This window comes from Actinosynnema sp. NPDC049800 (assembly GCF_040656635.1).
GTDB lineage: Bacteria > Actinomycetota > Actinomycetes > Mycobacteriales > Pseudonocardiaceae > Actinosynnema.
Genome location: NZ_JBFAMT010000104.1, coordinates 1 through 14,576, shown reverse-complemented (window position 1 = coordinate 14,576; position 14,576 = coordinate 1). Strand labels below are relative to the sequence as shown.

Here is a 14,576-nt window from a genome sequence, read left to right as displayed (position 1 = left end):
TTTGTTGCTTTTTTTTCTTTGGGGTGCTCTCCCTTTGCCCACTCGGCGCCTAACAAGTGCCGGGGCGGCGGCCCGCGGGGGCGCGGGCGCAGGAACCCGCGCCGCCGCCCGGCTCCGGTCAGAACTGCAAGGACCAGCCGTTGATCCGGCCGGTGTCCGCGGACGCGACGTCCTGCACGCGCAGCTTCCACGTGCCGTTGGCGACCTCCGAGGACGCGTTCACGGTGTACGTGGTGACGATGTTGTCCGCGCTGTCGTTGCTCGACGCCTTCACCCGGTACGCCGAGCCGTCCGGCGCGATCAGGTCGATCACCAGGTCACCCCGGTAGGTGTGGGTGATGTCCACGCCGACCGCCAGCGCCGACGGCGCGTTGCCCGCGACGCCGGAGACCGTGATCGGGCTCTCGACCGTGGTCAGGTCGGGGATGGTCACGTCGGTCGCGTTCTCGAACCGCGGCCCGGGCGGGTTGCCGCCGGAGCCCGCCAACGTCCACAGGGCGTACGCGATCGCGTCGGTGTTGCGGTCCAACGCGGTGACGTCGACGTTGCTGATCGTGTCGCACGAGCGGTGGTAGCAGCGGTCGAAGGCGACGCCCGCCGTGCCGCCCCACTTCTGCGCCTGCGCGGAGGTCTTGGTGACCTCGGCGCCGGTGAACGTGCCGCCGACCGGGATGCCGGACCGCGCGAACGCCGCGTGGTCGGACCGCCCGCCGACCGACGTCAGCTCGGTCGGCACGCTGAACGCCGCCTGCAACGTCTGCTGGAGCAGCAGCGACCCGGTCGGCTGGCCGGAGGCGCTGTAGACGAAGTAGCCCGGGTTCGGCGAGCCGATCATGTCGAAGTTCAGGTACGCCTTGATCTTCGACCGCTCGGTCGTCGGCAGGTTGTTCACGTAGTAGGTGGAGCCGATCAGGCCGAGCTCCTCCGCGCCCCACCAGCCGAACCGGACGTGCTTGGTCGGGGCCAGGCCCTGCCGGGCCACGGTCAGCGCGACCTCCAGCAGGCCCGCCGAGCCGGTGCCGTTGTCGTTGATGCCCGGACCCGCGCTCACGCTGTCCAGGTGGCCGCCGAGCATCAGCACGTCGTTCGGGTCGCCGCCGGGCCAGTCCGCGATCAGGTTGTAGCCGGTCGCGCCGCTGGTGGTGAACTGCTGCACGGACGTCTGGTACCCGGCCGCGTCCAGCTTCGCCTTGACGTGGTTGACCGACGCCAGGTACCCGGGCCGGCCGTGCGCCCGGTTACCGCCGTTGTTGGTGGCGATGGTCTGCAGGTCGTTCAGGTGCGCCTGGACGTTGGCCACCGGGATGTCCGGCACGGCCACCGCGCTCACCGGGGCCGCGGTGGCGACGGGTGGGCTCAACAGGGCGGCGGCGAGCAACAGGGCGCTCGCCACAGGGGTCGTCCTTCTCAAGGACATGGCTGCCTCCGCAGGGTTTAGGGATGGCCACGCACGAGCGTGCGGGCTGTGCCACCCCCGCGGTAGCGACTTTCGTCGTGGCACGTTCGGACGCAGACCGGGCGGCGCCGCCTGCTCGACGGCTCGGCGCGGACCTGGTCCGACCGCGCGCGGCACGGTGGCGTTACTGCTGGGCGCGCTGGGCGCGGGCCCGCCGCTTGCCCTCGTGCATCGCCTGGACGCGGGCCACCGGGATGGTGTGCCCCTCGGCGACCAGGTCGTCCGGGAGCTTCTGGGGCGCGGGCAGCCGCGAGTGCCACGGGTCGCCGTCGCCGAGCAGCGCCGGCGCGGTCTTCACGGTGAAGTCGGCGGGCGTCACGGAGTCGAGGTCGTCCCAGTCCACCGGGAACGACACCGTGGCGCCCGGCCGGATCCGGGGGCTGTACGCCGCGGCCACGGTCGAGCCGTAGGCCCGCGTCGAGTCGAGGAACACCCGCCCGCCCCGGTCGTCCTTGATGAACGCCGTGGTCGCCAGCTCCGGGTCGAGGCGCTCGGCCCGCGCCGCCAACGCCCGGGTCGCGGCGGCCACGTCGTGGTCCACGCCCTCCACGGGCACGAACACGTGCACGCCCTTGGACCCGCTGGTCTTCACCACACCGGTCAGCCCGTCGTCGGCCAGCGCCCGCCGCACGAGCTTCGCCGCCGCCACGACCACGTCGAAGCCCGAGCCCTCCGGCGGGTCGAGGTCGAGCACGAGGTAGTCGGGCCGGTCGAACGCGTCGGCCGGTGCCGGCGTCACGTGGTACTCGACCGCGCGCTGGTTGGCGAACCACAGCAGCGTGCGCCGGTCCTCGCACAGCGCGTACCGGATCTCCCGCTTGGACGTCTCCGCCCACAGGGGCACGGTCCGCACCCACGGCGGCGTGTACTTCGGCAGGTTCTTCTGGGTGAACGGCTCCTGGCCCGGCCGCACCCGCACCACCGACAGCGGTCGCCCGGCCAGGGCGGGGATGATCCGGTCGCGCACCGCGTCGAGGTAGTCGACCAGGTCGCCCTTGGTCGCGTCGGCGCCGTCGAACAACGGCTGGTCGAGGTTGGTCAGCGCCACGCCGTCCCGCTCTTCACCCATCGCACCACCTTTGCGGTTGACCGTGCCGCGGGCAAGCGGGACACGGCCCGCTCCGCGAGGAACGGGCCGTGCCCGGGTCCGCTCAGGCGGGGAGCCGCCAGACCTGGTTGGCGGCGGCGAAGCAGTCCCAGATCTGCAGCCGGGTGCCGTCGGCCGAGCTGGGCCCGGTGGCGTCGAGGCAGCGGCCGGAGGCGGGGTTGCGCAGCGTGCCGTCGGAGCCCGCCTGCCACTTCTGCGCGCCCGTGCCGTTGCAGTCCCACAGCTGGACGACGGTGCCGTTGGCGGTGCCCGCGCTCGCCACGTCCAGGCACTTGCCGAGGGCGCGCAGCGAGCCGTCGCCGGAGACGGTCCAGCTCTGCGCGGTGGTGCCGTTGCACGTCCAGAGCTGGATGGCGGTGCCGTTGGCGGACGACGCACTGGCCACGTCGACGCACTTGCCCGCGATGCCGGTGATGGGACCGGTGCGGCCGGGCGGGGTGGTGCCGCCCATGACCGTGTCGTAGATGGCGCTGAGCAGGGAAGTGCTGCCGGTGGTGTCCTGCGACAGCTCCCAGTTCATCACGCCGCCGGCGTTGGCCATGGCCCACTGGGTCTTGCGCTTGATGGTGGGCACGCCGTTGTAGCACTGCTGCACGCCGCTGACGGTGACGCAGTCGCGGTTGGCGTTGGCCGGGTCCATGGCGACCAGTTGCGCGTAGGTGTAGTAGTTCGGCCTGCTGTAGAACGGCACGCCGAGCACGGCCTTGGCGGCGGGCAGGCCGCGCGACTTCCAGTAGTTGACGGTGCCGATGGACCAGTCGTAGTTGGCGTGCGGGCTGCCGCCGTCGTAGGCCATGATGTTGAGCCAGTCGACCTGGCCGAACACGGCGGTCTGGACGCCTTCCGCGGTGCCGCCGCCGGACACGACCGCGGCCGTGAGGAGCTTGCCGCGGCTGTGCATGGCGGTGCTGAGCTGGCCCATGAGGGCGGTGAAGTTGGTCGCCGACGCGCCGGGGTCGGGGTACTCCCAGTCGATGTCGACGCCGTCGAGGTTGTGCTGGTTGACGGCGTTGACGACGGCGTTGACGAACGTGGTGCGGCTGGTGGCGTTGGCGGCCAGGGCCTCGAACGCCGAGTCGTTGCCGTCGTTCCAGCCGCCGATGGCCAGCGAGACGCGCACGCCGTTGGCGTGGGCCAGGGAGACCAGGGACGCGAGCTTGCCCGGGTCGGGGATGGCCTGGAGCGTGCCGTTCGAGTTGGGCAGGGCGAACGCGTAGTTGATGTGGGTGAGCTTGGTGTACTGGACGGCGTTGACGCTGCCCGCCCACGACGGCAGGTAGCCGACGCTCTTGAAGCCGTTGGGCAGGACGGTGGCCTGAGCCGCCGGCGCGGTGGCGACGGCCACCGCGAGGCCGGCCGCCGCCGTGGCGAGGGCGAGGCCCGCGGCGCCCCACCGGGTCGACGCGCGCCGTGATGGTGCAGGGGACTGCATGGACGTGGTCCTTTCACAGGGAGGTCCACGGCCGTCGTCCGCGCGGTGGCGGCGGGTTCCGCGCGGTCGCCGGCCGGGGACTGGCAGCCGCGCCCGACCTTACTGGCGTACTTGATTCAAGTCACGATAAAAGTCGCCCGGCACCGTGATGACGAGTTGCCGCAGGCGGGAGGGGTCGGCGATGACGTCGTAGGCGGCGATCCGGTCGTCCCGGACCGTGACGGTGAGGGCGAGCCGGAGCCGTCCGCGCGGTGCGACGACGATGCCGACGCGTCCGTCCACGAGGGCCGGTTCGGCGTGGCGCGCGTTCGCGGTGAGGACGACGGTCTCGGCGGCGACGGCGTGCGCACCGCGGACCTCGGCCGCCGCGCCGGGTGGCAGCACGGCGGGGTCGGCGCGGCGGACGACGTCGGGATCGAGCACGGCGAGCAGGGCGTCGAAGTCGCCCGCGCGGGCGGCGGCGAGGAACGCCTCCACGACGTGCCGGTGGCGGGTGAGCTCGGGCTCGGGGAGCGCGGTCGTGCCGCGGACCTTGTGCCGGGCGCGGCTGGCGATCTTCTTCGTGGTGGCCGTGCTGCGGCCGACGATCGGCGCGATCCGCTCGAACGGCACGGCGAACGCGTCGTGCAGCACGAACGCGACGCGTTCGGCGGGCCCGAGCGTGTCGAGCACGACGAGCAGCGCCCGTCCGATCGAGTCGGCCAGCACCGCCTCGGTCTCCGGGTCGTCGTCGGCGGGCAGGTCGGGCACCTGCTCGACCACGTCCTCGCGGCGGGTCCGGCGGTGGCGGAGCACGTCCAGGCACACCCGGGAGACCACGGTGCGCAGCCAGGCGGCGAGGTTGTCGATCCCGTCGGCGTCGACCCGGCGCAGCCGCAACCAGGTCTCCTGGACGGCGTCCTCGGCCTCGGGCAGGGAGCCCAGCATCCGGTGGGCGACCGCGCGCAGGTGCCCGCGGTGCGCCTCGAATCGGTCCGCCAGGTCGTCGTGCATCGGTCCCCTCCCGGTCGTCTACCGGGTGGACGAGCCGGAGCGGCGAAAGGTGACGGGCTCGACGGCCCGCCGTCGACGTGGTAGCCAGAGGTCGACTCACGGCCGCCGCCGGAGACGCGAGGAGCGATCGCATGGGTAAGCGCCTGATGGCGGTGGGTGTCGCGCTCGCCTGCCTGGTCGGGGTGCACGTCGGCGCGGCGCGGGCGGTGGCGGCGGAGCTGTCCGCCGCGGTCAGCCGGTCGTCGGTGTGGAGCACCGGGTACGGCGGGCAGGTCGTGCTGACCAACACCGGTGACGTGGAGAGCACCGGCTGGGTGGTCGAGTTCGACCTGCCGCCCGGGTCGTCGGTGAGCAACGCGTGGAGCTCCGTGCTCACCCGCGACGGGCAGCACTACCGGTTCGCCGACGCGGGCTACAACGGCCGCGTCCGGCCCGGTGGCACGGCGAGCTTCGGGTTCACCGTCACCGGTCTCGGCCTGCCGACCGGCTGCACGGTCGGCGGCACGCCGTGCGACGGCGGAGGTCCGGTCCCCGACACGTCCGCGCCCACCGTTCCGGTCGGTGCGCGGGTGACGGGCGTGACGGCGAGCTCGGTGTCGTTGGCGTGGGAGGCGTCGAGCGACGACGTCGGCGTCACCGACTACCAGGTGCTGCGCGGCACGACCGTGGTCGCGTCGGCGACGTCCACCGCCACGACCGTCGGCGGCCTGCTGCCGGGCACGGCGTACGCGTTCACCGTGCGGGCGCGCGACGCGGCGGGCAACGTCTCCGGCGCGAGCGCCGAGGTGGCCGCCACGACCGGCACGGGCTCCGGCGGGTCCACCGTGGACGTCGCCACGCCGGCGCAGCTCCAGGCGGCCCTGGCCGGCGCCGTGGCGGGGCAGACCATCCGGATGGCCGCCGGCGTGTACCGGGGTTCGTTCGTGATCACCCGGCCGGGCGCCGCCGGCGCTCCGGTCACGCTCACCGGTCCGGCCGACGCGGTGCTGGTCAACGACGGTCCGTCGGGTTCCGCGCCGGGCTGCCCGACGCCGACACCGGGCTGGGATCCCGGCTACGGGCTGTGGCTGCACGACGCGCCGCACTGGAACCTGGTCGGGTTCACCGTGCGGGAGTCGAAGAAGGGCATCGTCGCGGACAACTCGCACCACACCGTGATCGACCGCGTGCACGTGCACCACGTGGACGAGGAAGCCGTGCACTTCCGGCGCTCGTCGGCCGACGGCGTCCTGCGCGATTCCACGATCAGCCACACGGGACTCGGGCAGCCGGGGTACGGCGAAGCCGTCTACCTCGGGTCCGCCAATTCGAACTGGGCCTGCCACGGCAATTCCGGCGGCGTGGACCGCAGCGACCGGGTGCACGTGCTCGGCAATCGGATCGGGCCGGGTGTCGCGGCCGAGCACGTCGACGTCAAGGAAGGCACGGTCGGCGGCGTGATCCGGGGCAACGCGTTCGACGGGACCGGCATCTCGGGCCAGAACTCGGCGGACTCGTGGGTCGACGTGAAGGGCACCGGTTACACGATCGAGGGCAACACCGGCACGTTCGCCGCACCGGGGACCTTCGCCAACGGCTACGAGACGCACAACCCCGCCACCACGCCGTCGTCCGCCAACGGGTGCGGCAACGTGTGGCGGGACAACCGCTCGGACCTGGGCGGCGTCGGCCAGTACGCGATCCGGATCACCTCCACGTCGAAGTGCGCCGGCGTGCCGAACGTGGTGCACGCGTCGAACACCGCGACCCGTGCGGTGATCGGTCTGACCAACATCGCGATCACCCCGTGACGGGGCCGCGGGTCGGTGGGTCGATCGGCTGCGCGACCGTCGCCGCGCAAAGGGGAAACGCAATTCCGGACGCCGATCGGAATCGTGGTGCGGGCTTTTAGGTTAGGCTCCCCTTAATGATTTCGTGTTGCGGTACCCGGTGGTCGGTGGCAACGTCCCGGACAGGGAACCTGCTGTCCAGAGGAGTGGTCATGACCACCACGGAAATGCCGGCCGTCAACTCGTGCACGGTCACGGGTTGTTCGTACAACCACGATGGTTGTCACGCTTTCGCGATCACCGTGAGCGGCGCGAACGGGGCGGCCGACTGCGGAACGTTCATCCCCCTGGCCCGCAAGGGCGGCCTGCCCAAGGTCGTCGCGCAGGTCGGCGCGTGCTCGCGCACCGACTGCATCCACAACGCCGAACTGGAGTGCACCGCGTCCGGCGTGCGCGTCGGGCCCGGACAGGGAGACCACGCCGCCAACTGCCTCACCTACACCAGGGCGAAGGACACGGCGAGCCCCACGATGTCCTGAGCGCGCACGACCGCCGCCGGCCGGTCAGCACCCCTCAGAGCTGACCGGCCGGCGGGTCGTGACGGCGTCTCAGCGCCGTCGGCGGTGGTGCCGTGCGACCACGAGCGAGGCGGCCACCAGCACCAGGTTCTTCAGCACGAACTCACCCGTGACGCTGAGCAGCAGCGGGTTGCCGTGGCGGAACGCCACCGCCGGCTGCACCACCAGCACGAGGAACGTGCCGAGCAGGTGCAGCGCCGTCAGCGCCGCGACCACCCGCACCTGCACCGCCACGATCAGCGCCATGCCCGCCAGCACCTCGAACACGCCGACGCTCGGCACGAACCAGGACGCGGGCAGGAACGGCACGGTGTCGGCGACCAGGTCGCGCACCGGCGACGTGCCGGCGACCTTCAACACCCCGAACCACAGGAACACCACGCCCAGTGCGATCCGCAGCAGCGGGACGCTCAGGTCGAGCACGCCGTCCACCGCGCGTGACGCCCGGTCGAGCAGCGCCGTGCGCGTGGTCCCGGTGGGCGGCGCGTGGTCGGTCTTCGGCTCGCTGGTCAGCTCGCTGGTCATCCGTCATCCCCCCTCGTAGCGGTCGGGCTCAGGCGCCCGACCGGCGGGCGGCGGTGAGCGTGTCGCCCAACGACCGCAACCGCGTGTCCGTCCGCTGGACCTGCTCCGCGACCACGTCCAGCGCCCGGTCCAGGTGCGGGCGCACCGTCGCGGCCCAGTCGACGCCCGACGCCCGGTCACGGGCCTCCTGGGTCGGCTCCGGGAACGCCGCGGCCACCGCGTACACGACCGCGCCGAGCACCGCGTCCAGCACCAGCTCCGGCAGCAGCGACAGCACGAGGTTGGGCAGGTGCCCCGCCTCTTCATCACCCGATCGGGGCTGCCACGGGTCGAGGTGCGGCCGGACCGTCTCCCACAGGCCCGCGTCGACCGCGCCCACGCCGTGCCTGCCGGCCCACTGCAACGCGTCCGCCCTGGTGACGGTGGCCGTCAGCACCTGGCGGGCGTCCGCGCCGATCCGCAGCAGCTCCGCCAGGTCCAGGTCCTCCGGCGTGCCCATCAGCGCCGGCCGCAGGTCCATCGCCACCTGGTGGTGCCAGCGCGTGGCCCACACCGCGCGCCACCACATGGCCTCCTGCGTGGTCGGCCGGGACAGCCACACCGCGATGTTGCGGAAGTAGGCCTTGATCTCCTCGTACGCGGCCTGACCCGCGGCCGACGCGGCGAACCCGACGCTCTTGATCGGGTCCTCCGGCACGGTCGGGTCGCCGACCAGGTTGACGTTGAAGAAGTGGTGCCACGTGGCGTCCACCGCCACCCGGCCGACGCCGACCTGGTGCCCGTCGTACGCGCCGATCGCGCCGAACGTGCTCGCGTCCAACCGCCCCTTGCGCGGGTCGCGGTCCGCGGCCCGGGAGTTGATCGTCGACCACGCCACGACCTCCGGCGCCAACCCCGCCGGGTACTCGGTCATCTCGTACCCGTCGAAGGTGAACGACCTGGTCAGGTCGTCCGGCACGTAGCACTCGCCCTCGTGCGGGTGGTCCGGCAGCACGCGGATCGTGCCGCGCGGTCCCGACAGCAGCGGGTGCGGGTAGCCCTGGTGCGCCCACTTCGGCGAGTCCGACGTCGCGTACATCCGCGGCGTGATGACCTGCGGGATGTCGTCGGACTGGTCGTTGAGCTGGAACAGCGGGTCGTGGCCCTCCGACAGCGTGTCGTTGCGGTCCGGGCCGTCGATCGACGGCGCGACCGGCTCGCCGTTCGGGCCGGGATCGGGCCAGTGCCACTTGCGCATGCTCCGCACGCGCGGCAGGTCGCCGCACATGGACACGCCCAGGTCCTCGTGGTCGCCGGTGGCGAACACGCCGCCGCCCGCGTCCATGAACTCCGCCAACGCGCGCAACTCGGTCTGGTCCAACGGCGGCCGGGGCGCGCGGGCCACGCCGAACAACCAGATCTGGTCGTACTGGCCCAGGTCGTGCCCGTCGAACCGGAACCCCGGGAGGTCCGCGGACAACGAGGGCAGGTTCTCCTCCCGGTGCGCCCGCGTCACCTCGAACCGGACCCACGGCCCGGGCGGCGTGGACAGCACGTCCACGAGGGTGGCCAGGCCGAAGTCGGCCCGGTCGAAGCTCGCCGTCCCATCGGTCACCATCAGGATCCGGACGGCGTCCGGCTCGGCCAGGACGGACGTGTTCGGCATGGGTGCTCCCTCTCGGTTCACGGTGTCATCCCTTCGATCTCGACGAGCAGGTCCGGGCGGCAGACGTCGACGGTGAACACCGCGATGTCCGCGCGCCGGGAGAATTCGTCGCGGCACAGCCGCGTCACGAGGGGCACGTCCTCGGGTCGCTTGACGTAGACCTTGATCGCGCGCAGGTCGTCGAGGCGGTAGCCGCCGTCGATCCCGTGCCCGGTGAGGTTGTCCGCGCCGATGAGCGCGGCGATGTTGGCCAGCGTCACCTGGACCTGGCGCGCCACGTCGCCGGGCGCCACGGTGGCGTGGTCGAGGATGCTCGCGGTGCCCGACACGTACAGCGAGCCCCGACCCCGCTCCGGCTTCAGGTACGTCGCCCGCGCGAAGCTCGGCGGCCTCGGCCCGTACTGCTCCGGGTACTCGTGCGCGGGCACCTGCAACGGGTTCTCCAGGTGCACGGCCGTGTGCGACCGGTGCGCCAGGAAGTAGAACGCGACGCCGTCGCCCAGCGAGCCGATGCCGGTGGACGCCGGCATGGCGTGACCGCGCTCGTCGAACGCCTTGCCCCGGCCGACGCAGAAGTCCCGGTACACCTCGGTGCCGCGCGCGCTGGGCTCCGTGATGCCGTCGAGCATGTTCCACATGCGGAACACGTTCGGGTAGCCCAGGGCCTCGACCAGCTCGAACGCCGCCAGGTACGCCTGGTGAGCGGCCTCTTCGCAGTCCGCCGACGGCCCGATCCACCCGGCGCAGAACAGCACCTCGCCGTCGTGCGCGTAGAGCAGCCCCTTGTGCTCGCCGGTCCGGACCAGGCTCCCCTCGGTGTGCCAGACCTCCACGACCTCGGGCTCACCCGGCCGCAGCATGTGCAGCGGGAGGACCGGCAGGCCGTGCTCCCACCGCGGCCGGCCGCCCCTGGTCGAGTGGCGGACGGCGCCCAGCACGGTGTCGCCCGCCAGGACGGCGAAGTCCTCCGCCGTCCGGAACGTGCACGGCGGCGTCACTATCACGTTGCCACGCAATGTTTTTCCCCCTCTTGAAGTCGGACCGCACGCCACGCCGCGATCACGGCGAGCGCCTGTCCGGGATTGAGCCGGGGGTCGCAGAGGCTCGTGTACGAGCCGGTCGGGAAGTCGTCCCAACCGCATTCCGCGACCTCGTCCGGAGTGGTTTCCAGGTGCAGGCCGCCGGCCACCCCGCCGCCGGCGTCCACGGCGGCCCGGAAACCCGCGACCTCGCGGACCACCGTGGCGACCAGTCGGGTCTTGCGGCCCACGGCGTCGGTGACCGTGTTGCCGTGCATCGGGTCGCACAGCCAGATCACCGGGTGGCCGGCCGCGCGGACCGCGTCCACCAGCGGCGGCAGCAGCTCGGACACCGCGTCCGCGCCGAGGCGGGCGATCAGCGTGAGCCGACCCGGCTCCCGCTCCGGGTCGAGCCGCTCGCACAGCGCCCGCAGCTCGTCCGGCCGCATGACCGGGCCCACCTTGCAGGCGACCGGGTTCGCCACCGACGCCAGCAGCCGCACGTGCGCGCCGTCGACGTCGCGGGTCCGGTCGCCGATCCACGGCCAGTGCGTGGAGGTGAGCAGCGGGACGCCCCGGTCGTCCCGGCGCACCATCGGCAGCTCGTAGTCCAGCACCAGCGCCTCGTGGCTGGTCCACAGCGACGGGTGGTGGTGGCGCAGCAGCCCGGTCGCCGACCGCGCCGCGTGGTAGCCGGCGACGAGCCTGGCCGGGTCCGCGCGCCGGGCGGTCGGGTCCGCCTGCGGCGCGTTGACCAGGTCGCCCCGGTACACCGGCAGCTCCACCCCGTCGACCACCTCGGTCGGCCGCGAGCGCGGCTTGGCGAACTGCCCGGCCACCCGGCCGACCCGCACCACGGGCCGGTCGTCGTCGCCGAGCGCCGTCGCCAGCCGGTCGACCAGCGCCGCCTTGGGCGTCACGTGGCGCGGACCGCACTCGGCGAACGGCTCGGCGCAGTCACCGGCCTGCACGACGAGCCGCCGACCGGCCGCGACCTCGCCCAGTTCGCGCCGCAGCGCCGCCACCTCGCCGGGCGTCACCAGGCCGGCCAACCGCGCCAGCCTCGCCCGGAACGACCGCGCGCGGCGGTCCGGCCACGGCGGCTGCTGGGCGGCGGGCAGCGATTTCCAGTGCGCCGTCTCCCATTCGGACAACACCCTGGCGTGGCTGCGCGGAACTGGCTCCGTGGACACTCGCGCCTCCGTCGGTCTGGTTCGGTCGTCGGTTTTGTACGGCAATCATGCGGAAACGCGATGTGCCTTTTCGTCGGTCCCCGGGTGGATTCGCCGGGTCCGCTTTCCCGTGCTGCGTCGCCCGATCGAGGTAAACCGTGAGGGGGATCGTCAAGCTCCGACGCCGGGTGGACGATAGTTCGGGGAAGATGTGTTGCCATTGTTCCCAGCACGTGGAAATGCGTGCGCACCGAACGCGGGATGGCGTGACAAGGGGAGGGAATGGTGTCCGGTTCCAACGTGCGACTTGTCGTGTCGGTCCAGGCGCGCGCTTTCGAGGGCGAACCACTGGCGATCGGCCCGTGCGGCCACCTGCCGTCGTGCCGGAAGGAATCGGCCTGATGGACGGCGAGGGACGGCCACGGTGGTTGTCCCGCTTCACGGCGGTCGACGTCGCCCTGGCCGCCTCGGCCACCGCGGTGGACGTCTTCCTGTTCTCGGCGGTCAGCAACCGCACGCCGGCGGGCGCGGGTCTGTGGTTGTTCGTCGCCCTGGTCGCGGTCGGCTTCGCGGCGCTGCTGGTGCGGCGCAGGTACCCCGTGCTGGCGTTCGGGGTGGTGTGGGTGTGGGCGGTGCTCGTCATGCCGACGAACGAGCTGGAGTTCCGGCCGACCGCCGTGCCGTGCATGGCGTTGTTCGCCGTCGCGCTGCACGGGCGGCTGAAGGCGTCGGCGGGCGCGCTGCTCGCGTGCGCGGTGCTCGCCGTGCTGGCCGGGCTGACCGAGGCCGCGTCCCGGCCGCCCGAGGCGCGGATGGTCGCCACCTACGCCACGCTGGTGTTCTACCTGCTCGTGTACGGCTGCGTGTGGGCCGGCGGGCGGTGGGCGCGGCTGAGCCGGCAGCACGCCGAGGACCTGGAGTTCCGCCGCCGGGTGGAGGCGCACGAGGCGGTGATGGGGGAGCGGACCCGGATCGCGCGCGAGCTGCACGACATCGTGGCGCACTCGGTGACCGTGATGGTGTTGCAGGCGGCGGGCGCGCGGCGGGTGCTCGACAGCGACCCGGTGCGGGTCGGACAGGCGCTCGGCCACATCGAGGAGGCGGGCGAGCAGGCGATGGGCGAGCTGCGGCGGATGCTGACCGCGTTGCGGCTGAGCGACGACGACGAGGCGGGCGACGGGGTGACCGGCCGGCCGCAGCCGGGTCTGGCCGACGTGGAGCACCTGGTCGGCACGATCTCGGCGGCGGGGGTGCGCGTCCACACGCGGGTGGAGGGTGAGCCGGGTCGGCTCGCGGCCAGCGTGGACCTCGCCGCGTACCGGGTCGTGCAGGAGGCGTTGACGAACGTGACCAAGCACGTGGGGCCCGGCGCGGAGGTGGACGTGCGGCTGCGGTGGGAGCCGTGCGAGCTCACCGTCGAGGTCGCCGACGACGGTCGGGGACGGCGGCCGGAGCGGGCGCTGTCCACGAACCACGGTCTGGCCGGGCTCGTGGAGCGGCTGGCGATCGTGGGCGGGAGGTTGGCGGCCGAGCCGGCGCCGGCGGGCGGGTTCCGGGTGACGGCCGTGCTGCCGGTCGCCGGGCCGGTGGCGAGCGAGCCCGTGCGGGAACACCGGTGATCCGGGTGATGCTGGTGGACGACCAGCCGTTGGTGCGGGCGGGTCTGGCGATGCTGCTCGACGCCGAGCCGGACATCGAGGTGGTGGCCGAGGCGGACGAGGGGGCGGGCGCGGTCGCGCGGGCCGCGGAGCTGCACCCGGACGTGGTGCTGATGGACGTGCGGATGCCCGGCGTGGACGGGGTCGAGGCGACGCGGCGGATCATCGACGCGGACCCGGCGGGCGAGGACCACGCCACCAAGATCATCATCCTGACGACGTACCACGTCGACGAGGCGGTGTACGCGGCGCTGCGGGCCGGTGCGACCGGGTTCCTGCTCAAGGACGCGGTGCCGCGCGAGCTGGTCGACGCGGTGCGCACGGTGGCGTCCGGTGAGGCGTGGCTTGACCCGACCGTCGCGAAAGGACTGATCCGGGAGTTCGCGGCCCGGCCCCGGCACCAGTTGCCGACGTCGGCGGAGATGGGCGAGCTGACGGTGCGGGAGCGGGAGGTGCTGGTGCTCGTGGCGCACGGGTTCTCGAACCCGGAGATCGCCGGGCACCTCGTGGTCGGTGAGGCGACGGTGAAGACGCACCTGGGGCGGATCCTGATGAAGCTCGGGCTGCGCGACCGGGCCCAGGCGATCGCGGCGGCGTACCAGAGCGGCTTGGTCGTGCCGGGGAGCAGCCCGCCACCGCCGGCCGGGCGTCCGACTTGATCGTTACGGTTGGTCTTGGGGCGGTTGCGAAGCGGCGGTGCGCGGTACCGTGAGCCGTGCGCATCCGTCCGCGCCGGGCACAGGGCCGTGCCGAACCGAGCGTCGTGCTCGATCCGGCAGCGGCGGAACTCGTGCGGCTGGGTGCGTTGCTGGAGGTCGTGGTCCAGGCCGTGGCGCTGCAGGATCGGGCGGAGGCGGTGATCGCCGACTGCGCGCAACCCGGTGAGCCGTCGTGGGAAGTGGCGCGCAGCGGACGTGCCGTGGCGGCCCAGTACGGCCGGCTGTCCGGCTGGGCGGCGGACCTCGCGTGGCAGGCCGACCGTCCTCCGCCGCCGCAGCGGATCGTGGAGCTCATCCGCTACCACCTCGGCATGCTGGACTGCGCCCTGCGCCTGGCCTTCCCCCGCTACCGCACCGACCGCCTGGAAACCCGCCGCCTCGCCATGACCGGCCTGGGCGCCCCGGCCCGCGAACTGCGCGACCTGGAAACCGCCCTCCGCCACCGCATCACCACCCTCTCCGCTTAACCCACCCCGCCGCGCGTGTCACAGGACACGCGCGG

13 protein-coding genes are annotated in these 14,576 nt (G+C 72.9%); 5 read left to right on the top strand and 8 right to left on the bottom strand.

Going from position 1 to position 14,576, the window contains the following annotated elements:
* Positions 1–118: 118 nt before the first annotated feature.
* From AB0I91_RS43995 to AB0I91_RS43980, 4 genes are all read right to left on the bottom strand, one after another.
* Positions 119–1,393: a M28 family peptidase gene (locus AB0I91_RS43995; RefSeq protein ID WP_499642197.1), complete on the bottom strand. Its 1,275-nt coding sequence runs from the start codon at positions 1,391–1,393 to the stop codon at positions 119–121.
* A gap of 187 nt (positions 1,394–1,580) precedes the next feature.
* Positions 1,581–2,525 carry a DNA polymerase domain-containing protein gene (locus AB0I91_RS43990; protein WP_498780981.1) on the bottom strand — a complete coding sequence of 315 codons (945 nt, stop codon included), beginning with the start codon at positions 2,523–2,525 and terminating at the stop codon, positions 1,581–1,583.
* 82 nt (positions 2,526–2,607) lie between these two features.
* Positions 2,608–3,996 carry a glycosyl hydrolase family 18 protein gene (locus AB0I91_RS43985; protein ID WP_499642195.1) on the bottom strand — a complete coding sequence of 463 codons (1,389 nt, stop codon included), beginning with the start codon at positions 3,994–3,996 and terminating at the stop codon, positions 2,608–2,610.
* 99 nt (positions 3,997–4,095) lie between these two features.
* Complete coding sequence (locus AB0I91_RS43980) at positions 4,096–4,989, bottom strand: sigma-70 family RNA polymerase sigma factor (RefSeq protein WP_499642192.1); 894 nt, start codon at positions 4,987–4,989, stop codon at positions 4,096–4,098.
* A 131-nt stretch (positions 4,990–5,120) separates the two neighbouring features.
* On the opposite strand from AB0I91_RS43980, the gene AB0I91_RS43975 reads away from it, so the two are divergent.
* A complete protein-coding gene (locus AB0I91_RS43975; protein ID WP_499642190.1) occupies positions 5,121–6,779 on the top strand; it encodes a cellulose binding domain-containing protein in 1,659 nt (552 codons plus the stop codon).
* 191 nt (positions 6,780–6,970) lie between these two features.
* Positions 6,971–7,297: a DUF1540 domain-containing protein gene (locus AB0I91_RS43970; RefSeq protein WP_498780988.1), complete on the top strand. Its 327-nt coding sequence runs from the start codon at positions 6,971–6,973 to the stop codon at positions 7,295–7,297.
* A 69-nt stretch (positions 7,298–7,366) separates the two neighbouring features.
* Here the strand turns inward: AB0I91_RS43970 and AB0I91_RS43965 are convergent, their stop codons facing one another.
* The 4 genes from AB0I91_RS43965 to AB0I91_RS43950 are packed head-to-tail and all read right to left on the bottom strand — an operon-like array spanning position 7,367 to position 11,718.
* Positions 7,367–7,861 (bottom strand): DoxX family membrane protein, encoded by a 495-nt coding sequence (locus AB0I91_RS43965; RefSeq protein ID WP_499642188.1) that lies wholly within the window; start codon positions 7,859–7,861, stop codon positions 7,367–7,369.
* 28 nt (positions 7,862–7,889) lie between these two features.
* Positions 7,890–9,506: a hypothetical protein gene (locus AB0I91_RS43960; RefSeq protein ID WP_499618039.1), complete on the bottom strand. Its 1,617-nt coding sequence runs from the start codon at positions 9,504–9,506 to the stop codon at positions 7,890–7,892.
* A 17-nt stretch (positions 9,507–9,523) separates the two neighbouring features.
* Complete coding sequence (locus tag AB0I91_RS43955) at positions 9,524–10,510, bottom strand: FkbO/Hyg5 family chorismatase (RefSeq protein ID WP_498780993.1); 987 nt, start codon at positions 10,508–10,510, stop codon at positions 9,524–9,526.
* The gene (locus tag AB0I91_RS43950; RefSeq protein ID WP_499618038.1) at positions 10,507–11,718 is read right to left on the bottom strand and encodes a 3-deoxy-7-phosphoheptulonate synthase; all 1,212 of its coding nucleotides are present in this window, start codon (positions 11,716–11,718) and stop codon (positions 10,507–10,509) included. The genes AB0I91_RS43955 and AB0I91_RS43950 overlap by 4 nt, the downstream gene beginning before the upstream one ends.
* Positions 11,719–12,098: 380 nt before the next feature.
* Between AB0I91_RS43950 and AB0I91_RS43945 the strand changes: the two genes are divergently transcribed.
* The 3 genes from AB0I91_RS43945 to AB0I91_RS43935 are packed head-to-tail and all read left to right on the top strand — an operon-like array spanning position 12,099 to position 14,541.
* Positions 12,099–13,316 carry a sensor histidine kinase gene (locus AB0I91_RS43945; RefSeq protein ID WP_498780995.1) on the top strand — a complete coding sequence of 406 codons (1,218 nt, stop codon included), beginning with the start codon at positions 12,099–12,101 and terminating at the stop codon, positions 13,314–13,316.
* Positions 13,313–14,014, top strand: coding sequence for a response regulator (locus AB0I91_RS43940; protein WP_498780997.1), 702 nt, complete (start codon positions 13,313–13,315; stop codon positions 14,012–14,014). The genes AB0I91_RS43945 and AB0I91_RS43940 overlap by 4 nt, the downstream gene beginning before the upstream one ends.
* Before the next feature lie 56 nt (positions 14,015–14,070).
* Positions 14,071–14,541, top strand: coding sequence for a hypothetical protein (locus tag AB0I91_RS43935; protein ID WP_498780999.1), 471 nt, complete (start codon positions 14,071–14,073; stop codon positions 14,539–14,541).
* Positions 14,542–14,576: the final 35 nt, after the last annotated feature.